The 22,525-nt window shown below is 71.1% G+C and carries 17 protein-coding genes; 3 read left to right on the top strand and 14 right to left on the bottom strand.

The genetic code is table 11. The annotated features are described in order from the left end of the window. Window positions 1–225 precede the first annotated feature (225 nt). From ruvX to ACQP1V_RS14450, 7 genes are all read right to left on the bottom strand, one after another. Window positions 226–720 carry a Holliday junction resolvase RuvX gene (gene ruvX, locus ACQP1V_RS14480; RefSeq protein WP_067133976.1) on the bottom strand — a complete coding sequence of 165 codons (495 nt, stop codon included), beginning with the start codon at window positions 718–720 and terminating at the stop codon, window positions 226–228. A 28-nt stretch (window positions 721–748) separates the two neighbouring features. Beyond that, window positions 749–3,421, bottom strand: coding sequence for an alanine--tRNA ligase (alaS, locus tag ACQP1V_RS14475; protein ID WP_433422970.1), 2,673 nt, complete (start codon window positions 3,419–3,421; stop codon window positions 749–751). Between the two features lies 1 nt (window position 3,422). Further along, window positions 3,423–3,677, bottom strand: coding sequence for a hypothetical protein (locus ACQP1V_RS14470; RefSeq protein ID WP_067133982.1), 255 nt, complete (start codon window positions 3,675–3,677; stop codon window positions 3,423–3,425). After that, window positions 3,674–4,051 carry a DUF948 domain-containing protein gene (locus ACQP1V_RS14465; RefSeq protein ID WP_067133985.1) on the bottom strand — a complete coding sequence of 126 codons (378 nt, stop codon included), beginning with the start codon at window positions 4,049–4,051 and terminating at the stop codon, window positions 3,674–3,676. Before ACQP1V_RS14465 ends, ACQP1V_RS14470 begins: the two co-directional genes overlap by 4 nt. A 171-nt stretch (window positions 4,052–4,222) precedes the next feature. Further along, a complete protein-coding gene (locus ACQP1V_RS14460) occupies window positions 4,223–5,530 on the bottom strand; it encodes a replication-associated recombination protein A (RefSeq protein ID WP_433425834.1) in 1,308 nt (435 codons plus the stop codon). A gap of 107 nt (window positions 5,531–5,637) precedes the next feature. Next, complete coding sequence (locus tag ACQP1V_RS14455) at window positions 5,638–6,084, bottom strand: DUF2231 domain-containing protein (protein ID WP_067133992.1); 447 nt, start codon at window positions 6,082–6,084, stop codon at window positions 5,638–5,640. A 140-nt stretch (window positions 6,085–6,224) separates the two neighbouring features. Then, window positions 6,225–9,446 (bottom strand): S41 family peptidase, encoded by a 3,222-nt coding sequence (locus ACQP1V_RS14450; protein ID WP_433422966.1) that lies wholly within the window; start codon window positions 9,444–9,446, stop codon window positions 6,225–6,227. 154 nt (window positions 9,447–9,600) lie between these two features. On the opposite strand from ACQP1V_RS14450, the gene ACQP1V_RS14445 reads away from it, so the two are divergent. Continuing rightward, window positions 9,601–10,461, top strand: a complete 861-nt coding sequence (locus ACQP1V_RS14445; protein WP_433422964.1) for a peptidylprolyl isomerase — start codon at window positions 9,601–9,603, stop codon at window positions 10,459–10,461. 89 nt (window positions 10,462–10,550) lie between these two features. On the opposite strand, the gene aspS is transcribed toward ACQP1V_RS14445, so the two are convergent. Genes aspS through ACQP1V_RS14430 form a run of 3 tightly spaced genes read right to left on the bottom strand, consistent with a single transcriptional unit; the run spans window position 10,551 to window position 14,268 of the window. After that, on the bottom strand, window positions 10,551–12,311 hold the full coding sequence (gene aspS, locus ACQP1V_RS14440; RefSeq protein WP_433422962.1) for an aspartate--tRNA ligase: 1,761 nt from the start codon (window positions 12,309–12,311) through the stop codon (window positions 10,551–10,553). Beyond that, window positions 12,308–13,564 (bottom strand): histidine--tRNA ligase, encoded by a 1,257-nt coding sequence (gene hisS, locus ACQP1V_RS14435; protein WP_174550718.1) that lies wholly within the window; start codon window positions 13,562–13,564, stop codon window positions 12,308–12,310. The genes aspS and hisS overlap by 4 nt, the downstream gene beginning before the upstream one ends. After that, entirely contained in the window at window positions 13,564–14,268 is a 705-nt protein-coding gene (locus ACQP1V_RS14430; RefSeq protein ID WP_433422959.1) for an MBL fold metallo-hydrolase, read from the bottom strand. The genes hisS and ACQP1V_RS14430 overlap by 1 nt, the downstream gene beginning before the upstream one ends. Window positions 14,269–14,425: 157 nt before the next feature. Here ACQP1V_RS14430 and ACQP1V_RS14425 point away from each other — a divergent pair, with 157 nt between their 5' ends. Both ACQP1V_RS14425 and ACQP1V_RS14420 read left to right on the top strand, forming a co-directional pair. Beyond that, window positions 14,426–15,262: a peptidylprolyl isomerase gene (locus ACQP1V_RS14425; RefSeq protein WP_433422956.1), complete on the top strand. Its 837-nt coding sequence runs from the start codon at window positions 14,426–14,428 to the stop codon at window positions 15,260–15,262. Window positions 15,263–15,322: 60 nt separating this feature from the next. Further along, the gene (locus tag ACQP1V_RS14420; protein ID WP_433425832.1) at window positions 15,323–16,552 is read left to right on the top strand and encodes a DUF349 domain-containing protein; all 1,230 of its coding nucleotides are present in this window, start codon (window positions 15,323–15,325) and stop codon (window positions 16,550–16,552) included. A gap of 135 nt (window positions 16,553–16,687) precedes the next feature. Here ACQP1V_RS14420 and ACQP1V_RS14415 read toward each other — a convergent pair whose 3' ends face one another. The 4 genes from ACQP1V_RS14415 to secD all read right to left on the bottom strand — a co-directional run bounded on the left by ACQP1V_RS14415 (window position 16,688) and on the right by secD (window position 22,447). Continuing rightward, window positions 16,688–18,874, bottom strand: coding sequence for a RelA/SpoT family protein (locus ACQP1V_RS14415; protein WP_433422953.1), 2,187 nt, complete (start codon window positions 18,872–18,874; stop codon window positions 16,688–16,690). Between the two features lie 245 nt (window positions 18,875–19,119). Further along, entirely contained in the window at window positions 19,120–19,626 is a 507-nt protein-coding gene (locus tag ACQP1V_RS14410) for an adenine phosphoribosyltransferase (protein ID WP_387413484.1), read from the bottom strand. A 110-nt stretch (window positions 19,627–19,736) separates the two neighbouring features. Beyond that, entirely contained in the window at window positions 19,737–20,798 is a 1,062-nt protein-coding gene (gene secF / locus ACQP1V_RS14405) for a protein translocase subunit SecF (protein ID WP_387413482.1), read from the bottom strand. Continuing rightward, window positions 20,798–22,447, bottom strand: a complete 1,650-nt coding sequence (gene secD, locus ACQP1V_RS14400) for a protein translocase subunit SecD (protein ID WP_433422950.1) — start codon at window positions 22,445–22,447, stop codon at window positions 20,798–20,800. The genes secF and secD overlap by 1 nt, the downstream gene beginning before the upstream one ends. Window positions 22,448–22,525 lie beyond the last annotated feature (78 nt).

Genomic DNA, 22,525 nt, shown 5'->3' with positions numbered 1-22,525 from the left:
GGAGCGCGGATCCAGCCGAATGGGCCGCGAAGGGGCGGTCGGCACGGAGTGTCCGGCCGGCATTCCCGGGCTTCGCGAAAAGTTCGTCCCGGTGCGGGATCTCTGGGAGCGGGGCGGCGACGCGGCGCGGCGTCGTCCCGGCCCCGCGCGGCACGGCCTGGCCCGGCGGACGTGACCTGGCCACCAGGACGAGGAGACGGGCGGGCGCGGCCGCCGCGGCGGGCATCAGCCGGCTCCGCCGCTCGCCTTCCCGCCGCCGGGGCCGCCCGGCGGTTCGAGGGAGCTGCCCGGCGGCCGGCCGGTGGCGCGCTCGGAGTCGAGCGCCGCCTGGAGCAACTCCACGGCCGCCGCCTGGTCGATAACCGAACGCTGGTTCTTGGCCTTCACGCCACTGGAGCGCAGCCGCTGCTGCGCGGTGACCGTCGTCAGCCGTTCGTCGAAGAGCCGGATCGGGATCGGCGTGAGCCGGTCGGCGAGGACGGCGGCGAACTCGCGCGCCGCCCCGGCCGCGTGGCTCTCCCGCCCCGACAGGGACGTGGGCAGGCCCACGACCACCTCGATCGCCTCGTGCTCGGCGACGATCGCGGCGATCCGCTCCACGTCGCCCCGGCCGCGCCGTACCGTCTCGACCGGCGTGGCGAGCAGCCCCGAAGGGTCGCTGCGCGCCACGCCGACGCGTACGGATCCGACGTCCACGCCGAGTCGCACACCCTGCCTCATAGCCGGCTCTCCCCGAAAGACCCGGTGATCAGGTGAGGGACGAGGAGATGGCCTCCTCGACGGCGCGCAACGCGTCGCCGATCGCCTCGGCGCGAGTACCGCCGCCCTGAGCGACATCGTCCTTGCCGCCACCGCCACCCCCAAGCGCCTTCGCGGCGACACCGACCAGCCGACCGGCCTTCAGGCCGCGGCCGCGTCCCGCCTCGTTCACCGCGGCGACGACGACCGGCCGGTCGGAGGGGACGCCGGCGACCACGACCACCGCGGCGCGGTCACTCGGGAATCGACCGCGCACGTCGAGGGCGAGTTTACGCAGGTCATCGGGGGAGGTGCCAGCGGGCGCGCGGTGCGTGACGACCGAGACGCCGTCCACGTCGGCCGCCCCGGCGGCCAGCTCGCCCGCGACCGCGAGCACCTGCGCCGAACGGAGCCGCTCCAGCTCCTTCTCGGCCGTGCGCAGCCGGGTGACGATGCCCTCGACCCGCTCGGGCAGCTCCTCGCGGCGGGTCTTGAGCTGCTCGCTGAGCTGCGCCACCAGGACGCTCTCGCGGGCCAGGAAGCGGAAGGCGTCCAGGCCGACCAGCGCCTCGACCCGGCGCACGCCCGCGCCGATCGACGCCTCGCCGAGGACCTTGACCAGGCCGAGCTGGCCGGAGCTCGCCACGTGGGTGCCGCCGCACAGCTCGCGGGAGTAGTCCCCGACCTCGACCACGCGCACCTCGTCGCCGTACTTCTCGCCGAAGAGCGCGAGCGCGCCCATGGCGCGGGCCTCCGACTGGGACGTGTAGAACGCGTTGACCTTGAGGTCGTTGATCAGGACCGCGTTGACCTCGTCCTCGACGTCGCGCAGGACGCTCGGGGAGACGGCGCCGGCCGCGGTGAAGTCGAAGCGGAAGCGGCCGGGCGAGTTCTCCGAGCCCGCCTGCGCCGCCGACTCGCCGAGCGCGTTGCGGAAACCGCGGTGCACGAGGTGGGTCGCGGTGTGGCTGCGGGAGATCGCGCGGCGCCGCTCCAGGTCGACATCGGTCTGCGCCTGCTCGCCGACCCGGATCTCGCCGGTGCGGACCTTGCCGCGGTGCACGATCAGGCCGCCGATCGGCGACTGCACGTCCGTGATCTCGACCTCGGCGCCCGCGGTGCGGATGACGCCCTGGTCGGCGAGCTGGCCGCCGCCCTCGGCGTAGAACGGCGTGCGGTCGAGGACGACCTCCAGGACGGTGCCCTCCCCCGCCGCCGGGACGGAGCCGCCGTCGACGATCAGGCCGATGACGTTGGCCTCGGCCGTGGTGTGGTCGTAGCCGAGGAAGTCGACCCGGCCGGCCTTCTCCAGCATGCCGCTGAAGACGGAGATGTCGGCGTTGCCGGTCTTCTTGGCCGCGGCGTCCGCCTTCGCGCGGTCGCGCTGCTCCTTCATGAGCCGGCGGAAGCCCTCCTCGTCGACCTTGAGGCCCTGCTCGCCGGCCATCTCCAGGGTCAGGTCGATCGGGAAGCCGTAGGTGTCGTGGAGCTGGAACGCCTGGTCGCCGCCCAGGGTGACCGCGCCCTTGCGCTTGGACTCCTCCACGGCCGCGTCGAAGATCGCCGTACCGGTGCGGAGGGTGCCGAGGAAGGACGTCTCCTCCGCGTCGATGACGGTGTGGATGTTGGCCGCGTCGGCCCTCAGCTCGGGGTACAGCTCGCCCATCACGTCGATCGTGGTCGCGGTGAGCTCGTGCATGTACCGCTCCTCGCCCGCGCCGAGCAGGCGGAGGTTGCGGATGCTGCGGCGCAGGATGCGGCGCAGGACGTACCCACGGCCCTCGTTGGAGGGCAGGACTCCGTCGGCGACCAGCATCACGCCGGCGCGCGTGTGGTCGGCCACGACGCGCAGCGACACGTCCGCGCGGCTGTCCCGGCCGTACTTCGTGCGGGTGAGCTCGGCCGCCCGGTCGAGGATCTTGTAGGTGGTGTCGATCTCGTAGATGTTGTCGACGCCCTGCAGGATCGCCGCCATGCGCTCCAGGCCCATGCCGGTGTCGATGTTCTTGCTCGGCAGTTCGCCCGCGATGTCGAAGTCGACCTTGTTGCGGACCGCGCTGAGCTGGAACTGCATGAAGACGTTGTTCCAGACTTCGAGGTAGCGGTTCTCGTCGGAGACCGGACCGCCCTCGCGGCCGTACTCCGAACCGCGGTCGTAGTAGATCTCCGAGCAGGGACCGCCCGGGCCGGGCACGCCCATGTGCCAGTAGTTGTCGGCCAGACCCCGGCGCTGGATGCGGTCAAGCGGGACGCCGACCGTCTTGTGCCAGATGTCGGCCGCCTCGTCGTCGTCCTCGTAGACGGTGACCCAGAGACGCTCCTCGGGGAAGCCGAAGCCGCCGTCGGACTCCGACCGGGTCAGCAGCTCCCAGGCGAACGGGATCGCCTGCGCCTTGAAGTAGTCACCGAAGGAGAAGTTGCCCAGCATCTGGAAGAACGTGGCGTGCCGCGTGGTCTTTCCGACCTCGTCGATGTCCGGGGTGCGGATGCACTTCTGGACGCTCACCAGCCTCGACGCCGGCGGCGTGCGCTGGCCGAGGAAGTAGGGCTTGAAGGGCACCATGCCCGCGGGCACCAGAAGCAGCGTCGGGTCCTCGGCGACGAGGCTGGCCGAGGGCACGACGGTGTGCCCGCGCTCTTCGAAGAAGCGCAGGAAGCGGCGGGCGATCTCTGCCGACTCCATTTCAGCGGCCATCCTTTACGTCGTGGTCGTGGTTTCTGTCAACACTGTCGAGCCCCATACGGGAGCGCAACTCGGTTTCCCGGTCTCGCGCGATGGCGCGGACGTCCCCGGCGAACTCCGCGAGTTCACCGGCCAGCCCCGCGGCCCGGTCGGCCGCGCGCCTGGCGACGCTGTCCGGCCGCATGGCCTGAAGCTTACGCATGACCCAGACCGCGAGGAACGCGCCAACCGTGATGTAGAAGGTCCGGCGGATCACGGGCGCCGCCCTCCGATCGCGCGCCGCTCGCGGCGGGCCAGCGCCTCGCGGACGCCGTAGCTCAGAGCGGACAGCTTGATCATCGGGCCGGCGAACAGCATGGCGGCGACACCGGTGATCTTCACCATGTTGCCGCTGACGTCCTTGACGTTCTCGGTGATCGCCTCGACCGCGACAAGCTGGCGGTTCGTCTCGTTGACCGTGTGGCCGACGTCCTCAAGGAGCGGCACCACCCGATCGCTCAGCTCGGACACCGCCTTGGAGGTCTCCGTGAGCAGGCGGGCCAGCCTGACGAGCACGACGGCCATGAAGCACACCAGGATCGCCCAGAACATCGCGACGATCAGACCGGCGACCTCTCCCGCGGTAAGCATGTGCGGATCCGTCTCCTCGGTAGGTGGCAGGGCGCGTGACGTCGCGCGAATCCGCGCCGCGCGTCTCGGGCGCGCGGATCCGGCTGGAATGGCAAGACCCTACCGCGAACGCCGGACACGCCGAGGCCCACCACGCCTTCCAGGGCCCCCTTCGGACCGCGCACGCCCCCGTCAGGCGCCGCTCTCGCCCCTGAGGAAGGCGCGGATCTTGCCCCAGCGCTCGGCGAACCTGGCCTCCGCCCCGTGCTTGGTCGGCCGGTAGTAGCGCCGGTCCCTGAGCTCCTCGGGGGCGTAGTCCTGCCGGACCAGGCCGTGCTCGAAGTCGTGGGGGTACTGGTAGCCCTTGCCGTGGCCGAGCTTGCTCGCCCCGGGATAGTGGGCGTCGCGCAGATGGGAGGGGATCTGCCCGATCTGGCCGCGCCGTACGTCGTCGGAGGCGGCGCCGATGGCCGTCACCACCGCGTTGGACTTGGGCGCGAGCGCGCAGTGGATCACAGCCTGGGCGAGGTTGATGCGGCCCTCGGGCAGCCCGATGAACTCGACCGCCTGCGCCGCCGCCACGGCGACCTGGAGGCAGGTGGGGTCGGCCATGCCCACGTCCTCCGAGGCGAAGATCACAATCCGGCGGGCGATGAACCGGGGGTCCTCCCCCGCCTCGACCATCCGGGCCAGGTAGTGCAGGGCCGCGTCCGCGTCCGAGCCGCGCATGCTCTTGATGAACGCGCTGACCACGTCGTAGTGCTGGTCGCCCTGGCGGTCGTAGCGGACCGCCGCCTTGTCGACCGCGCGCTCCACGACCTCGACAGTGATCTGGTCGGCCAGCAGCGCCGCCGCCTCAAGGTAGGTCAGCGACCTGCGGGCGTCGCCGCCGGCGAGCCGTACGAGCTGGTCGAGCGCGTCGGGATGCAGCGTGGCGCGTCCGTCGAGGCCGCGCGGGTCGCGCACCGCCCGCTCAAGGACGACGCGCACGTCGTCTTCTTCCAGCGACTCCAGGGTGAGCAGCAGCGACCGCGACAGCAGCGGTGAGATGACGGAGAAGAACGGGTTCTCGGTGGTGGCGCCGATGAAGGTGACCCAGCGGTTCTCGACCGCGGGGAGCAGGGCGTCCTGCTGGGCCTTGTTGAACCGGTGCACCTCGTCGACGAACAGCACGGTCTGCCGCCCGCTCATGCCCAGCTCGCGGCGGGCCTGGTCGATCGCGGCGCGTACGTCCTTGACGCCGGCGGAGACGGCGGAGATCTCCACGAACCTGCGCTTGGTCGCGCCCGCCACGACGTAGGCGAGCGTGGTCTTGCCGGTGCCCGGCGGACCCCACAGGAACAGGGACATGGGGGCCTCGCTCTCGACGAGGCGGCGCAGCGGCGTGCCGGGGCCGAGCAGGTGACGCTGTCCGATCACCTCGTCCAGCCCGCGCGGGCGCATCCGGACGGCCAGCGGCTCGTGGCTCCTGTGGGCCTCCTCGGCCACCGAATCGAACATACTGTCCACAACCTCGACTCTAGCCGTTCCGGGCGTGGCGCCCCGCCGGGAAGCGGCGGCCGGCGCCGTCAGCCCGCCGAGCGCAGCGAGGCCATTCAACGCAGACGTCAGCTGCCCCAGACCGCCGTCGCCCCGCTGTGCCCGGCGCGTACGACGTAGTAGCCCGCGACGACGGCGAGGACCACCGAGACGGCGGACAGGGCCGTGCCGGCGGCCTTCGGCCACCGCCGCGCGCCGAAGACGAGCAGCAGGGCTACCACGCCGAGCGCGCCGGTGCTCAGCAGCAGCGGGTTGGCGAAGGCCTCGTGCGCGTTGACGGCGGCCGACGGATGCCCCTCGAAGAGGTTCCTCTCGAAGGACTCGCCGCTCTCCTTCGCCACGAACACGGCGACGGGCGCGCCGATCGCCACCAGGACGAGGATCCAGTCGAGTTTCGCGCGGAACCTCGGCTGCACGGCGTAGCCGACGCTGAGGAGTCCCAGCAGCGGCGTGAGCACCACGGCGGCGTGGACGAGCATGGGGTGGACGGGCAGGCCGAACATCTCGTCGAACATGGGCGTCGCTCCTGGCTTCGCGATCGGGTCAGGGTGGTTCCTCACCCTGATGCGTACATGATCACGGCGAGGTTCTCAGAGAGATCTGAGAACAATATGAGCGCACGCGGCGCCCCGCTCACGTAAGCGACCCCCCGCGGTCAGGTGGCGGCGCGGCCCCGCGGGGGACGGCCGGCGGGGTCGGGAGGCCCGGCGGCGGGGGTCGCGTCGAGCCCCTCCAGCGCCAGCCGCACCGCCGTGTCGAGCTGCGGGTCGGCGCCCACGGCCCAGTCGGCCGGGGTGTTGAGCACCGCCACGTCCGGTGCGGCGCCCCCGTTCTCCAGCTCCCAGCCGTACCCGCGGATCCAGAGCCCGTAGCCGGGGACGGTGAGGGAGGTGCCGTCGCCGAGCCGGTGCCATTCGTCGTAGCCGATGACGCCGCCCCACGTCCTCGCCCCGACCACCGGGCCGAGGCCGAGCGCCTGCGCCGCGCCGGTGATGACGTCGCCGTCCGAGCACGTCGCCTCGTCGCACACGACGACGACCGGGCCGCGCGGCGCCTCCATGGGGTAGCTCGCCGGCTCGTGGTGGCGGCTCAGGTTCCAGCCAACGATCCGCCGCGACAGCTTCTCCAGCACGAGCTGCGAGGTGAAGCCGCCGCGGTTGCCCCGCACGTCGACGACAAGGGCGTCCCGCGCCAGCTCCCGGCCGAGGTCCCGGTGGAGCTGCGCCCAGCCGGCGGCGTCCATGTCGGGCACGTGCAGGTAGCCCGCCCGGCCCCCGCTCAGCCGCCGTACCCGCTGCCTGCGCTCCGCGACCCAGGCGTGGTAGCGCAGCGTGCGGTCGTCCCACAGCGGCACCACGGCCACCCGGAACACCCGGTCGCCGGACTCGACGGTGAGCTCCACCGGGCGGCCCGCCGTGTCCACCAGCAGCGGCGCGGGCCCGGTGCGCGGGTCCACCGGCCTGCCGTCCACGGCCAGTACGGCGTCGCCCGGCCGCACGCCGGACCCGGCGAGCGGCGACCGGGCGTTCGGGTCGGAGGACTCGGCGGGCAGGACGCGCCGGACCCGCCACAGGCCGTCGGTGTCGGGCGCGAGGTCGGCGCCCAGCATGCCGACGTACCGGTACCACCCCTCCGGAGGGGCGGGCGCCACGTAGGCGTGGGAGGACGCCAGCTCGCCCAGCAGTTCCCCCAGCACGTCGGCGAAGTCGTCCGCGCCGGAGATCCGATCGAGCCACGGCCGGTACGCGGCGAGCGCGCCGGGCCAGTCGACGCCCGCGAGGTCGGCCACCCAGAACTGGTCGCGCACCAGCCGCCCGGCCTCCGCGTACGCCTGGCGCCAGCGGCTCGGCGGGTCGATCTCGACCCGGATCCGGCGCAGGTCCACCTCGACCGGCTCGCCGCCGCCGATGACCTTCATCGCCCGTCCCTCGACGTACGCGATGCGGGCGCCGTCGCCGCTGACCGAGAAGGCGTCGGCGGGCGCGACCTCCTCGCAGGAGCGCTTGGCGAGGTCGAACCGCTCCAGGAGGGGCCGCCGCGGCGGCCCAGGCTCTCCTGTGCCGAGGGAGCCGCGCAGGGGGTGGCGCAGCCAGGCGAGGCCGTCCTTGACCGCCTGGAGGCTCGTGTAGCGCCCCTCGGGCACGGGCAGGCCGACCACCCGGCCCGCCATCCCCTCGGTGTCCACGACGAGGTCGCCGCGGCCGGCGTCCTCCGGCTCGGCCGGGCGGCCGTCCACGGAGGGCGCGAACGGCGAGGGCGTGCTCCGCGCGAGCGGCAGCAGGAAGGGCCGGGAGCCCGCCGCGAAGGCCAGGTCGAAGCTGTGCGCGTCGGAGATCGGGTCGAAGGCCCGTCTGGACAGGAACGCCAGATATCTCCCGTCGGGGGTGAACACCGGCTCGAAGTCGGTGAAGCGGCCGTCGGTGACCTCGACGACGAGCGGGTCGGCGCGCGTCACCCGGTCCGCCGGGTCCGGATCGCCGGGGGTTCCCTCAGGCGCCGCGCGGGGCGTCCGGGAGCGCAGCCGGGCCATCCGGATCGCCCGCAGCGAGCCCACCCCCGGGTGCGACCAGGCCAGCCAGGCCGAGTCGGGCGAGAACCTGGCCCCGCTGGGCGGGCCGCTCTCCGACCGTGCCAGCTCGGTGACCGTCGCGTCCGTCCCGCGGCCCGTGACGTCGACGAGGAGGAGCCTCCCGTCGTGTGTGCTGACGGCGATCATGGTCCCGTCCGGTGAGCCGGACAGCTCCAGCACCCGCCCGAGGCGGCCGCGGGCGAGGCTCCTGACCGTGCCGCCGGGCTCCGTCAGCTCGATGCCGTCCTCGCCGCCCGCGTCGCTCACCCAGGCGACCGGTCCGTTGCCGCGCCGGGCCGCCTCCTCCCCCTCCGGCGCGCGTACGGCGCCGAGCACGACGGGGAGCCGGGCACGGACGCTGGGACGGGCGTCCAGGCACCGCGCCGGGCCGTCCTCGTGGGTGAGCCACAGGACGGCGCCCGCGACCTCGACGGCGCTGGCCCGTCCCGTGGCGTCGCAGGCGAGGTCGTCGAGCAGCGGCGGCGCGGGGCGGGGCCGGCGCCCGGTCCCCGCGCCGCCCAGCGTCACGTCCAGCCGCTCCGGGTGGGCGTCCAGGCAGGGCAGCAGCCACAGCTCCCCCGCCCGCGTGTAGACGATCCGCCGCCCGTCCGTGCTCGCCTGGCGGGCGTAGAAGTCCTCGTGCCAGGTGTGCCGCTTCAGGTCCGAGCCGTCGAGGGCGCACGAGTAGACGTTGCCGACGCCCTCGTGATCGGACAGGAACGCGACCCGGCCCTCGACGATCATGGGCGAGGCGATCTGGCCCTCGTGGCTCTCCAGCAGCCGCCGCCCGTTGAGCCAGAGCCGGCCCGTGCCGCCACCCCGGTAGCGCTTCCAGTGCGCGGGGTCGTGTCCCGCCGCCCCCGTGAGCAGCAGCGTGTCCCCGCCCGACACGTGCAGGTCCTCCACCGGTCCGTACGGCTGCCGCGTGGCCGGCCGCCCGTCGTCCGGGATCGCGTACGCCCAGGTCCAGAACGTGAAGGGCTGGCCGTGCGCGCTGACGGCGGCGACGGTGCGGTCGTCGACCCAGCCCCGGGACTCGGTGTACGGGTCGCCCCAGTAAGTGAGCCGGGTGGCGGGGCCGCCTCCGATCGCGGCCAGATGGATCTCCGGGTCGCCGTCGCGGCGGCTGGTCCAGGCGACCCTGGTGCCGTCGGGCGAGAACCTCGGATGGCTCGCCCCGGCCCGATCGACCGTGAGCCGCCATGCTCTGCCGCCGTCGAGCGGGGCGATCCAGACGTCGTCTTCCGCGACGAACGTCAGCGATCGCCGGTGAACGTGGGGAAATCGAAGGTAAGACCCACTCGTCACCAAATAATCGTAACGGGAAGCCCTTTTACCGCAAGATCGTGATTTTTGCTACTCAAGATACCTGTGAGTCTCCTGCTTACACCTACCCGACATGAACGCCGATAAAGTGACGCATCGCAAGTGGTCAAGACAGGTAAAAAGGGAAGGCGTAACGGTGACCGACACGGACCGACAGCAGCACCCGGCTCGGCCCAGGAGCAAGGCCAGGCGCACCATCGGCGTCGGCCTCAGTGTGCTCGCGCTCGCAGGGAGCCTCGCGGCGTGCAGCGAGGCGAAGAACTCCGCGGACGGGGCTCCGACGCCCGCCCCCTCGGACGCGCCCTCCGCCGTCCCCTCTGAACTCCCTGAGGCGACACCCACGGTCAAGGAGACCGACCTGCGCAAGGTGACCTGCGAGTACCGCAAGGACGACACCGACAGCCCGGCGAAGTTGGTCGGCTTCCCGCCGAAGCAGCTGTCGAAGGCGGTGATCAACGCCAAGACGATGACGATCTACACCAACCTCGGCAACATCGTCATCGACATCGCCCCCGGTGACACGCCCTGCACGATCAACTCGTTCGCGTTCCTGGCGAGCAAGAAGTTCTTCGACAACACGGTCTGCCACCGGCTCACCACGATCGAGAGCAACGGTCTCGGCCTGCTGCAGTGCGGCGACCCGCAGGCCAAGGGCGACGGCGAGAACCCGACCGACGGCACCGGCGGCCCCGGCTACCTGTTCCCCGACGAGAACCTCGGCCCGCAGTACGCCCGCGGCGTGGTGTTCATGGCCCAGGGCGGCGACGCCGCCAACTCCAACGGCAGCCAGTTCGTGATCTCCTACACGGACGAGAACGCCCAGCTCCCGCAGGCGTACACGCCGTTCGGCATCGTGCGCAAGGGCATGGAGATCGTCGACAAGGTCGCCAAGGGCGGGGTCAACACCGCCAAGGACGGCGTCGACATCACCAGCGACGACGGCGGCTCGAACGCTCCCAAGATGAAGGTCCAGATCAAGACCATCAGGATCTCCTGACCCGCGGTCGCACCGCACGACGAACGGCCCCCGGGCCCGGTTCACCACCGGGCCCGGGGGCCGTCGTCATGTGCGCGGAAGCGGCGCGGTCAGGCCTTCGGCTCCGCCTCGCCCTTGGGCTTGGCGTCCACCCCGGCCTCCTTGCGCTGCTCGGTCGTGATCGGCGTGGGAGCGGCGGTCAGCGGGTCGAACCCGGAGGCGGTCTTCGGGAACGCGATCACGTCGCGGATCGACTCGCCGCCCGCGAGGAGCATGCAGACGCGGTCCCAGCCGTAGGCGATGCCGCCATGCGGCGGCGGGCCGTAGTTGAACGCCTCGAGGAGGAAGCCGAACTTGCTCTCCGCCTCCTCCTTGGAGATGCCGAGCACCTCGAAGACCCGCTGCTGCATCTCGGCCCGGTGGATACGGATCGAGCCGCCGCCGATCTCCATGCCGTTGCAGACCATGTCGTACGCGTACGCCAGGGCCTCGCCGGGGTTGTCGTGGAAGGTGTCGGCGAACTCGGGCTTGGGTCCGGTGAACGGGTGGTGCACGGCCGTCCAGCCGGTCTGCCGGCCGACCTCGTCGACCACCGGCTCGAACATGGGGGCGTCCACGACCCACAGGAACGACCACTGCGACTCGTCGATCAGGTCGCAGCGGCGGCCGATCTCCAGCCGGGCCGCGCCGAGCAGCTCCCGCGAGGCGTGCGGCAGGCCGGCCGCGAAGAAGATCGCGTCCCCGGGCTGCGCGCCGGTGACCTTGGCCAGGCCGGCGATCTCGGTCTCGGACAGGTTCTTGGCCACCGGGCCGCCGAGCCCGTCCTCCTGGACCAGCACGTACGCCAGGCCCCGGGCGCCGCGCGACTTGGCCCACTCCTGCCAGGCGTCCAGCTCCTTGCGGGTCTGTCCGGCGCCGCCCGGCATGACGACCGCGCCGACGTACGGCGCCTGGAAGACGCGGAAGGAGGTGTTGGCGAAGTAGTCCGTCAGCTCGGTCAGCTCGACCCCGAAGCGCAGGTCCGGCTTGTCGGAGCCGTACCTGGACATCGCCTCGGCGTAGCTGATCCGCGGCAGCGGCGTCGGCAGCTCGTAGCCGAGGGTCTCCTTCCAGATGCGGCCGATCAGCGCCTCACCGAGCTCGATGACGTCGTCCTGGTCGACGAACGACATCTCGATGTCGATCTGGGTGAACTCCGGCTGCCGGTCCGCCCGCAGGTCCTCGTCACGGAAGCAGCGCGCGAGCTGGTAGTAGCGCTCGAGGCCGGAGACCATGAGGAGCTGCTTGAAGAGCTGCGGCGACTGCGGCAGGGCGTACCAGTTGCCCGGCTGGAGCCGTACCGGCACCAGGAAGTCGCGGGCGCCCTCCGGGGTGGAGCGGGTGAGGGTCGGGGTCTCGACGTAGACGAACCCGCGCTCCCGCATGACCTCGTTCGCCAGGTATGTCGCCTGCGAGCGAATCCGCAGCGCGTCGGCGACCTGGGCCCGGCGGATGTCGAGGTAGCGGTACTTCAGCCGCGCCTCCTCCGACACGCCGCTGCTGCCCTCGATCGGGAACGGCAGCGGCGCGGCCTCGCTCAGCACCTCCACCTCGGAGGCGACGACCTCGACGGCGCCGGTCGGCAGGTCGGGGTTCTCGTTGCCCTCCGGGCGCACGCGAACCTCGCCCGTCACCTTGACGCAGTACTCCGAGCGCAGGTCGTGGGCGTGATCCTCCTCACGGAAGACCACCTGGGCGGAGCCGGAGGCGTCCCGCAGGTCGATGAAGACGACCCCGCCGTGGTCGCGGCGGCGGGCCACCCAGCCCGCCAGCGTCACCCGCTGGCCTGCATGCTCCCTACGAAGCGTCCCTGCTTCGTGACTGCGGATCACGAGAATTTCCCCTTCAGGATGTCGACGACCTCGGCGATCGGCACCGCGGTCTGCTCGGCTGTGGTCATGTCCTTCACTTGCGCGGTCCCCGATTCCAGATCCCGGTCGCCGAGGATCAGGGCGTACCGGGCGCCGCTGCGGTCCGCCGCCTTCATCGCGCCCTTGACGCCGCGCCCGCCGAAGGCCATGTCGACCGAAAGGCCGGCCCGGCGCAGCTCCGCCACCAGGGCGAAGACCCGCCGCCGCGCCTCCTCGCCGAGAGGTACGGCGAACACGTCCACGCTGCCCTGACGCTCGGCGAGCAGTCCCTCGGCCTCCATCGCGAGGACGGTGCGGTCGACGCCGAGCGCCCAGCCGACGCTGGGCAGCGGCGGACCGCCGATCATCTCGCTCAGGCCGTCGTAGCGGCCACCGCCGCCCACGGCCGACTGGGCGCCGAGGCCGTCGTGCACGAACTCGAAGGTCGTACGGGTGTAGTAGTCGAGGCCGCGGACCAGCCGGGGGTCGTCGGTGTAGGAGATGCCCACCTCACGGAGAAGGCCGCGCACCTCCTCGTGGTAGGCCTTGCACGCCCCGCACAGGTGGTCGGTGACCAGCGGCGCGTCCGCGAGCTGGGCGCGGACCTCGGGCCGCTTGTCGTCGAGAACGCGCAACGGGTTGATCTCGATGCGCTGACGGGTCGGCTCGTCCAGGTCGAGCCCGCGCAGGAACTCCTGCAGCGCGGCCCGGTACGCGGGACGGCACTCGCGGCAGCCCAGCGAGTTCAGCAGCAGCCGCACGTTCCGCAGCCCGAGCCGGGTGTAGCCGTCCATGGCGAGCGTGATCAGTTCGGCGTCCAGGGCCGGGTCCTCCGCGCCCAGCGCCTCGGCCCCGACCTGGGAGAAGTGGCGGTACCTGCCCTTCTGGGCCCGCTCGTACCGGTAGTAGCTGCCGGAGTACCACAGCTTGACCGGCAGCGGGCCGCCCGGCAGGCCGTGCTCGATCACCGCGCGCACCACGGAGGCGGTGCCCTCGGGGCGCAGCGTGATCGACCGCCCGCCCTTGTCCTCGAAGGTGTACATCTCCTTGGTCACGATGTCGGTGGACTCACCGACGCCGCGGGAGAACAGCCGGGTGTCCTCGAAGGCCGGCGTCTCGATGTACCCGTAGCCCGCCGCGCGGGCCGGCGCGGACAGCGCGTCGCGTACGGCGAGCGCCCATTCGGAGCGCGGCGGCATCCAGTCGAAGGTGCCCTTCGGCGCTTGAAAGCTCATCACAGTCCCCTGGTCGGGCCGGCGGGCGGCGCGTCCCCGCCCGGGGCCTGCTGGTCGAGCAGCCCGCGGAGGTAGGGGTTGGTCGCGCGCTCGCGGCCAATGGTCGTCTGCGGTCCATGGCCGGGCAGGACCGTCGTCTCGTCCGGCAGCGGCAGGCACACGGTGGCCAGGCTGCGCAGGATCGTCTCGTGGTCCCCGCCCGGAAGGTCGGTACGGCCGATGGAGCCGGCGAACAGCAGGTCGCCCGAGAACATGATCTCAGGAACCCGGAACGTCACCGACCCCCTGGTATGGCCGGGCGCGTGGTCGACTGTGATCTCCATGCCCGCGAGTTTCAGCACGGCGCCGTCGCTCAGCTCGCGGACGTCGTCGGGCTCGGTGAACTCCAGCCCGCCGAAAAGCATCTGCCCGGCCTGCAGGGAGAGCCCCTTGCCGGGATCCGACAGCAGCTCGCGGTCCTCGGGGTGGATCCACGCGGGCACGTCCCGCGCGCCGCAGACGGGCACGACGGACCACATGTGGTCGATGTGGCCGTGGGTCAGCAGCACCGCGACCGGCTTGAGCCGGTACTCGCGCACGATCTCGTCGAGGCCCTCGACAGCGTCCTGACCTGGGTCGATGATGACGCACTCCTCGCCTTCGGCGGGCGCGACAACATAGCAGTTGGTCTGGAAGGACCCTGCGGGAAACCCGGCGACGAGCACGGAATCGGCCTCTTCGTCTCAGAAGATGTATCAAGGAATGCGCGAGCGAATGTAACCGAAGGGTACCGGTGCGGGTCGGCAGGCTGCGAACGCATACCCGTGTGCCGATACGATTCGCCCACCTCAATAGTCATTCTTGGACAGTCGGGAGGACGAAGTGGTCACCGGCAAGGACCGCCAGAAGCAGCTGGCCCGGGATCATTACCAGCGGCAGACGCAGGCGAGACTTGAGCGGCAGCGCAAGGCCCGGCGCACCGCCGTCATCGGAACGACCACCGTCGCCGTCGTGGCGGTGGGGGCGATCGTGGGGGCGATCGCCTTCCTGGGGCGTGACGACAACGCCACCGCGAACGCCAAGCCGAGCATCGCCGCCGGCGAAGAGCCGAAGGGGTACGACCCCGCCGCCGGCACGTGCTCGTACGTGAAGGCGGCCGACGGCGGCCCGGTCAAGGACGTGGGCATGCCGCCCGAGAAGGTGAGCACCGCCCCGGCGGTCATGACGATCAAGACCAACTACGGGGACATCGTCGCCGACCTCGACGCGGTCAACGCGCCCTGCACGGTCAACTCGTTCAAGTTCCTCGCGTCGAAGGACTACTTCGACAACAGCCGGTGCCACCGGATGGGCACCAGCTTCCCGATCCTGCAGTGCGGCGACCCGCTGGCCAAGGCCGACGGCAAGAACCCCACCGACGGACAGGGCGGCCCCGGCTACCGCTTCGTGGACGAGAACCTCGCGGGCGCCAAGTACACCCGCGGCGTGCTCGCCATGGCCAACAGCGGCCCCGCGACCAACGGCAGCCAGTTCTTCATCGTGTACGGCGACACCGGGCTGAGCGCGGACTACACGCCTTTCGGTACCGTGACGAAGGGGCTGGAAATCCTGGACAAAGTGGCCAAGCGGGGCGTGATCACCGGAGCCGGTGGCGACGGCACGGGCGCACCCAAGCGGCCCGTCGAAATCAAAGACGTGACAATTACCAGCAAGAGCTGACGTAATACAACCAAGGGCACATTGGGGCCCCGGAGGCTGATTCGAGTGCGGGAGGACACCGTGACCACCGACCCGTGGGGCCGGGTAGACGACGACGGCACCGTCTACGTACGTACGGCCGAGGGTGAACGAGCCGTCGGGTCCTGGCAGGCCGGTGAACCGGAGGAGGCTCTCGCCTACTACCACCGCAAGTACGAGGAGCTGGCCGGCCAGATTCAGCTCCTCGAACAGCGGGTGAAGGGCACCGACCTGCCGCCCACGCAGGCGGAGGCGAGCATCCTGAAGCTCCGCGAGGCCGTCACCGAGGCCCACGCCGTGGGCGACCTGGCCGCGCTCCAGAGCCGCCTGGAGGCCTTGAGCGAGATCGTCGGCAAGCGTCGCGAGGAAGTGAAGGTCGCGCGTGACAAGGCGCGGACCCAGGCGCGCGATGTCAAGGAGCGGATTGTCGCCGAGGCCGAGCGGATCGCCGAGGAGGCGACCCACTGGAAGTCCGGCGGCGAGCGGCTGCGCCAGCTCGTCGAGGAGTGGAAGGCCGCCGAGCGCATCGACCGCCCCACCGAGGCGGGCCTGTGGAAGCGCCTGTCCGCCGCGCGTACGGCGTTCGCCAAGCGGCGCAAGGCGTACTTCTCCTCGCTGGACGAGCAGCGGGACGCGGTGCGCGACGAGAAGGAGCGCATCGTCGCCGAGGCGGAGGCGATCGCCGGTTCGACCGACTGGAACGCGACCGCCGCCGCCTACCGGGAGCTGATGCACCGGTGGAAGGCCGCCGGGCGCGCCTCCCGTGAGGTCGAGGACGAGCTGTGGACCAGGTTCAAGGGTGCGCAGGACCTGTTCTTCCAGGCCAGGTCGGCCGTCTTCGCCGAGCGGGACGCCTCCTTCGCGGCGAACGCGGAGATCAAGGAGACGCTGCTCGCCGAGGCCGGGAAGCTGCTGCCGATCACGGACGCGAGGAGCGCCCGCGCGGTGCTGCGCGGCATCCTGGAGCGCTGGGAGGCGGCCGGACCGGTGCCGCGGGAGCAGCGCGACCGGCTGGAGGGCGGCCTGCGCAAGATCGATGACGCGGTCCGCAAGGCCGAGGAGAACGAGTGGCGCCGCACGAACCCGGAGGCCAGGGCGCGCGCCCAGGACACCGTCAACCAGCTCCGCCGGTCGATCGAGCAGCTCGAGACCCGGCTGTCCAAGGCCCGGGCGGCGGGCCGCGACAAGGACGTCAAGGAGACCGAGGAGGCGCTCACCGCGCGCCGCTCCTGGCTTGAGGAGGCCGAGCGCACGCTCGCCGAGTTCTCCTGACGCCGGGTTCATCGGGGGCGGCGCCGGCCGCCCCCGCCGCCGGACCGTCCCGTCCCCCGTCGCGATCGCGCGGCGGGGGACGACGCGTGTCAGGGGTCAGGGGGCGACGCGGCCCGAAGGGCCCCGCGCGGACGGTCAGTTCGTCACGCGGTAGACGTCGTAGACGCCCTGGATGTTGCGCACCGCCTTGAGCACGTGGCCGAGGTGCTTGGGATCGCCCATCTCGAAGGTGAACTTGCTCACCGCGACCCGGTCCCGGCTGGTCGCCACCGTGGCGGACAGGATGTTCACGTGCTGGTCCGAAAGCGTACGCGTGACGTCCGACAGCAGCCGGGGCCGGTCCAGCGCCTCGACCTGGATCGCCACCAGGAAGACCGAGTCTCCGCTGGGGGCCCACGACACCTGCACGAGCCGGTCGGGCTGGGCGTTGAGCTCCTCCACGTTGGGGCAGTTCGTCCGGTGGACCGACACCCCGTGGCCGCGGGTCACGAAGCCCACGATCTCGTCGCCGGGCACCGGCGTGCAGCACCGCGACAGCCGCACCCACACGTCCGGGTCGCCCGCCACGTTGACTCCCGCGTTGGAACCGCCCCTGGGACGCCCTCTGAGCTTCGTGGGCACCGCCGCCTCGGCGATGTCCTCCTGTGCCCCCTCGACACCTCCGAGGGACTGGACGAGCTTCTGGACGACCGCCTGGGCCCCCGAGTGGCCCTCGCCGACCGCGGCGTAGAGAGCCGACACGTCCGGGTACCTGAGGTCGCGCGCCAGCGCGAGGAGCGCCTCGCCGGACATCAGGCGCTGCAGCGGCAGCCCCTGCTTGCGCATCGCCCGCCCGATGGCCTCCTTGCCGGCCTCGATGGCGGTCTCCCTGCGCTCCTTGGAGAACCACTGCCGGATCTTGTTGCGGGCCCGGCCGCTCTTGACGAACTTCAGCCAGTCGCGCGAGGGACCCGCGTCCGGCGACTTGGAGGTGAAGATCTCCACCGTGTCGCCGTTGCCGAGCCGCGACTCCAGCGGCACCAGGCGGCCGTTCACCCGGGCCCCGATGCACCGGTGCCCCACCTCGGTGTGCACGGCGTACGCGAAGTCGACCGGGGTGGCGCCCTCGGGCAGCGCGATCACCTGGCCGCGCGGCGTGAAGACGAACACCTCCGAGACCGACAGGTCGAAGCGCAGCGACTCCAGGAACTCGCCCGGGTCGGAGGTCTCCTTCTGCCAGTCGAGGAGCTGGCGCAGCCAGGCCATGTCGTTGACCTGCTTCCCCTTGCCCGCCGTGCCGGGGGCGCCGTTCATCTCCTCCTTGTACTTCCAGTGGGCGGCCACGCCGTACTCCGCGCGGTGATGCATCGCGCGGGTGCGGATCTGCAGCTCGATCGTCTTGCCCTCGGGACCCATGACCGTCGTGTGCAACGACTGGTACATGTTGAACTTGGGCATCGCGATGTAGTCCTTGAACCGCCCGGGCAACGGCCTCCACTGCGCGTGGATCGTTCCGAGGGCGGCATAGCAGTCGCGCACCGTGTCCACCAGCACGCGGATGCCCACCAGGTCGTAGATGTCGTCGAACGCCACGCCCTTGGCGATCATCTTCTGGTAGATCGAGTAGTAGTGCTTCGGACGGCCCTTGACGCTCGCCCGGATCTTGGCCTCGCGCAGGTCGGCGGAGACCCTCTCGATCACGTCCTGCAGGAACAGGTCCCGCCGGGGCGCGCGCTCCGACACCATCCGGGCGATCTCGTCGTACCGCTTCGGGTAGAGCATGGCGAACGCGAGGTCCTCCAGCTCCCACTTGATGGTGTTCATGCCGAGCCGGTGCGCGAGCGGCGCGAAGATCTCCAACGTCTCGCGGGACTTCTGCTGCCGTTTGTGCTCGGGCAGGTAGCGCATCGTGCGCATGTTGTGCAGCCGGTCGGCCAGCTTGATGACCAGCACGCGGATGTCGCGCGCCATGGCGACGACCATCTTCCTGACGGTCTCGGCCTGCGCCGCGTCGCCGAACTTGACCTTGTCCAGCTTGGTCACGCCGTCGACCAGAAGGGCGATGTTCTCGCCGAAGTCGGCGCGCAGCTCCTCCAGGCTGTAGGCGGTGTCCTCGACCGTGTCGTGCAGGAGCGCCGCGCAGAGCGTCTCGTCATCGGTGCCGAGCTCGGCCAGGATCGTCGCCACGGCCAGCGGGTGCGTGATGTACGGGTCGCCGCTCTTGCGCTTCTGGTCGCGGTGATGGTGGGCGGCGACGTCGTAGGCGTGCTCGATCAGCCGGAGATCCGCTTTGGGATGGGTCGCGCGAACCGTCTTGAAGAGCGGTTCCAACACCGGATTCATAGCACCCCACTGCCCCCCGAACCGCGCCCGCCGCCGTCGCTGGGCAGGCGCGGGTCTCTCCTCCGCTGCCTCCGATGCGTCGCGCGCGGCTACCGTCTCCACGGCATCGGCGGGCCAGGACTCACTCCGGGCCCGCACGCCGTCGGGCACGACCACATCACGGGGCACACAGACTCCTCACGTTGAGTCCAGGCTCCCCAGTGTATCCGCGCCGTCTGCCCGCTTTTCGCCTGGATTCGGTCGGTTCAGACGGTCACCAGGGAACGGACCTCCAGGCCAGGCAACCGGTCGCGGCCGGAGAGGAAGGACAGCTCCATCAGGACGGACACCCCGATGACGTGGGCGCCCGCTCTCCTGACCAGCTCCACGGTCGCGTTCGCGGTGCCTCCCGTGGCGAGCACGTCATCCACGATCAGCACCCGCTCGCCCGGGACGAAGGCGTCGGAGTGCACCTCGACCGTCGCGGAGCCGTACTCCAGATCATAGTTCGCCTCGAACGTCTGTGCAGGCAGTTTGCCTTTCTTGCGCACGGGGACGAACCCCGCCCCCGCCCGGTACGCCACCGGGGCGGCCAGGATGAAGCCGCGCGCCTCGATGCCGACCACCTTGTCGAACGCCAGGCCGGCACCCAGCTCGTCCACCACCTGGGTGAACGCGCCGTGGTCGGCCAGCAGCGGGGTGATGTCCTTGAACACGACGCCCGGCTTCGGGTAGTCGGGAACGTCTCTGATCAGGGAGACCCACTCGGTCATTTTCCGCCCACTTCATGAGGACGGCGCCCCCGCGTCCCTCCGGCGATGCCGAGCATCGCCGGAGGCGGCACAGGAGCGCCGTCGCTGTTCTTACGCGTCAACCGTACCGGTCAACGCTTCTTGCGCTTGTCGTCCTCGGTCGCCGGGACTCCGTTCTGCGACCCCGCGCTCACCGGCTGCTTGGCGGCGCGTGCCTCGGCCGCGGCCGCCTTGGCGGCGGAGGCCTCGCGCTGGGCCACCCGCTTGGCCAGGGCCTGCCACTGCGGCTCGCGCTCCTTGAGCGTGACCAGGATGGGCGTGGCCACGCACAGCGAGGAGTACGTGCCGACGACCATGCCGACGAACAGCGCCAGGGACAGGTCCTTCAGCGTGCCCGCGCCGAGCAGCGTGGTGCCGATGAACAGGATCGCCGCCACCGGCAGGATCGCGACCAGCGAGGTGTTCAGCGACCGGATCAGGGTGTGGCTGAGCGCGTTGTTCGCGGCCTGGGTGTAGGTCATCTTCGCGCTCGTGCCGAGCTTGCCCGTCACTTCCTTGATCATGTCGAAGACGACGACCGCGTCGTACAGCGAATAACCGAGGATCGTGAGGAAGCCCAGCATGGTGGCCGGGGTGACCTCGAAGCCGGACCAGGCGTAGATGCCCGCGGTGATCACGAGGTCGTGGACCAGGGCCACGACGGCGGCGAGCGCCATCCGCCACTCGAACGCGAGGCTGAGGTACAGCATGATCGCGAGCATGAAGACGGCCAGGCCGATCCACGCCTTCTGGGCGACCTCGCCGCCCCAGGTCGCGCCGATGACCTGAGTGCTGACCTCGTTCACGTCGATGTGGTACTTGTTCGCGACCGCCTGCTGGACCTTGGGCACCTCGTTGGTGTCCAGGCTCTCGGTCGTGACCCGCCAGTTCGACCCGGCCTGCTGCACGATGGTCTGGTGGACACCGGTCTCGTGGATGGTGTCCCTGACCTCCTCGACGCTGGAACTCGCCGCCCGGGGGAACTCGAAGACCGAGCCGCCCCGGAACTCGACGCCGAGGTTGAGGCCGTGGACGACCATGCCCAGGATGGAGACCGCCATCAGCAGGGCCGACAGGCCGTACCAGAGCTTCCGCTTGCCGACGAAGTCGATGTCGATGTCGCCGCGGTACAGGCGGCTGATAATGCCCGGCATCACGCCTCCTGCAGAGTCTGCTCGGTGCCGGTACGGCCCATGCGTTCAGCGTCGAGCCCGGACAGCTTGTGGCCCTTGGAGAAGAACTTCAGCCGCGCGGCCAGCGACATGAGCGGCTTGGTGAAGAGGAAGACCACCACGATGTCGATGAGCGTGGTCAGGCCCATGGCGAACGCGAACCCGGCGACGCCGCCCACGGCGAGGAAGTAGAGCACCACCGCGGCGATGAACATGACCGCGTCCGCGACCAGGATCGTCCGCTTCGCCCGCCGCCAGGCGACCTCGACGGCGGCGCGGAGGGTGCGTCTGCCTTCCTTCATCTCGTCACGGATGCGTTCGAAGTAGACGATGAACGAGTCCGCGGTGATGCCGATCGAGACCACGAGGCCGATGATGTGCGGCAGCGACCACCGGAAGCCGACGTTCGAGCTGAGGACGGCCACCGACAGGTAGGTGACGATCGTCGCCACTCCGAGGCTGGCGATGCCGATCGCGCCGAGGCCCCGGTAGTAGAGCAGCAGGTAGAGCATGACGATCAGCAGGCCGATGGCTCCGGAGACGAGGCCGCCGCGGAGCTGGTCCTGGCCGAGCGTCGAGGAGACGGAGACGACGGAGCTCTGCACGAACTTGAGCGGCAGCGCGCCGTACTTGAGCTGGTCGGCGAGCTCGGTCGCGGTCTGCTGGGTGAAGCTGCCCGAGATCTCGGTCTTGCCGCCGGGGATCCGGCCGTTCGAGGCGGGGGCGGTGATCACGAGACCGTCGAGGACGACGCCGATCTGGTTGCGCGGCGGCTGGGCGCCGAAGGCCCTGGCGGTGAGGTCGCTCCACTGCGACGCGCCCTGGCTCTTGAAGTCGAGGTTGACCACCCACTCGCCGGTGTCCTGGCGTACGCCGGCCGACGCGGTGGTGATCTGAGCGCCCTGCACGGCGGCCTTGTCGAGGATGTACCTCGCGGAGCCGTCCTGGCTGCAGGCCACGATCTGCTTGTTCGGGTCGTCCTGGGCGCCCTGGCCGCGGTTCTTCGCGGTGCAGTCGATCTTGCGGAACGCCTCCAGGGCGGCCGGGTCGATGCCGGAGACGTCCTGCCCGGCGAGCGGGTCCTCCTCGCCGGCGCTGGTCGAGGGCGACGGCGACGGCGTCGCCTTGGCCCGTGTCCCGGCCGCCGACCTCTCACCGGTGGCGGTATGCGACCTTGCCCGCCTGGTCACGCTCGGCGTCGGGGTGGGCTCGGCGAGGACCTTGGAGACCGCGCGCCCGGCCGGCGTGGCGCCGGGGGACGGGGTGGCGGCCGACGAGCTCGGCGTGGCCGCGGTCGTGGGAAGGGCGGCCGGCGGAGTCGTGGCCGCGGCCACCGCGAGCACCTGGCGGAAACGCATCTCCGCGGTGGTGGCGACCAGTTTGACGGCCTCGTCGCGGCCGGCGCCCGGCACCGAGATGACGATGTTGTCGCCGGACCTGGCGACCTCGGCGTCGGAGATGCCGGTGCCGTTCACGCGGTCCCGGATGATGTTGACGGCCCGGTCGAGGCTCTCCTGCGGCGGGGCCTTGCCGTCGGCGGTCACGGGCGACAGCGTCACTGTCGTGCCGCCCGCGAGGTCGAGACCGAACTTGGGGACGAACGCCTTCTGGAAGACGATCGACGCCCCCATGGCGAGCATTATCACCAGAAGGGCCAGGAGCATGCGCCCTGGCTTGATCTGGCTACTGGTCGGTGGGGCCACTGGTGG

This window comes from Microtetraspora malaysiensis (assembly GCF_050947145.1).
GTDB classification, from domain to species: Bacteria; Actinomycetota; Actinomycetes; order Streptosporangiales; family Streptosporangiaceae; genus Microtetraspora_A; species Microtetraspora_A malaysiensis.
This window is presented reverse-complemented; position numbering and strand designations above follow the sequence as displayed.

Bases quoted from the DNA above. Each gene is read 5' to 3' on its own strand.
- ruvX (WP_067133976.1), bottom strand. From the start codon at position 720: ATGAGGCAGGGTGTGCGACTCGGCGTGGACGTCGGATCCGTACGCGTC.
- alaS (WP_433422970.1), bottom strand. From the start codon at position 3,421: ATGGAGTCGGCAGAGATCGCCCGCCGCTTCCTGCGCTTCTTCGAAGAG.
- ACQP1V_RS14465 (WP_067133985.1), bottom strand. From the start codon at position 4,051: ATGCTTACCGCGGGAGAGGTCGCCGGTCTGATCGTCGCGATGTTCTGG.
- ACQP1V_RS14460 (WP_433425834.1), bottom strand. From the start codon at position 5,530: ATGTTCGATTCGGTGGCCGAGGAGGCCCACAGGAGCCACGAGCCGCTG.
- ACQP1V_RS14455 (WP_067133992.1), bottom strand. From the start codon at position 6,084: ATGTTCGACGAGATGTTCGGCCTGCCCGTCCACCCCATGCTCGTCCAC.
- hisS (WP_174550718.1), bottom strand. From the start codon at position 13,564: ATGAGCTTTCAAGCGCCGAAGGGCACCTTCGACTGGATGCCGCCGCGC.
- ACQP1V_RS14415 (WP_433422953.1), bottom strand. From the start codon at position 18,874: ATGAATCCGGTGTTGGAACCGCTCTTCAAGACGGTTCGCGCGACCCAT.
- ACQP1V_RS14410 (WP_387413484.1), bottom strand. From the start codon at position 19,626: ATGACCGAGTGGGTCTCCCTGATCAGAGACGTTCCCGACTACCCGAAG.
- secF (WP_387413482.1), bottom strand. From the start codon at position 20,798: ATGCCGGGCATTATCAGCCGCCTGTACCGCGGCGACATCGACATCGAC.
- secD (WP_433422950.1), bottom strand. From the start codon at position 22,447: ATGGGGGCGTCGATCGTCTTCCAGAAGGCGTTCGTCCCCAAGTTCGGT.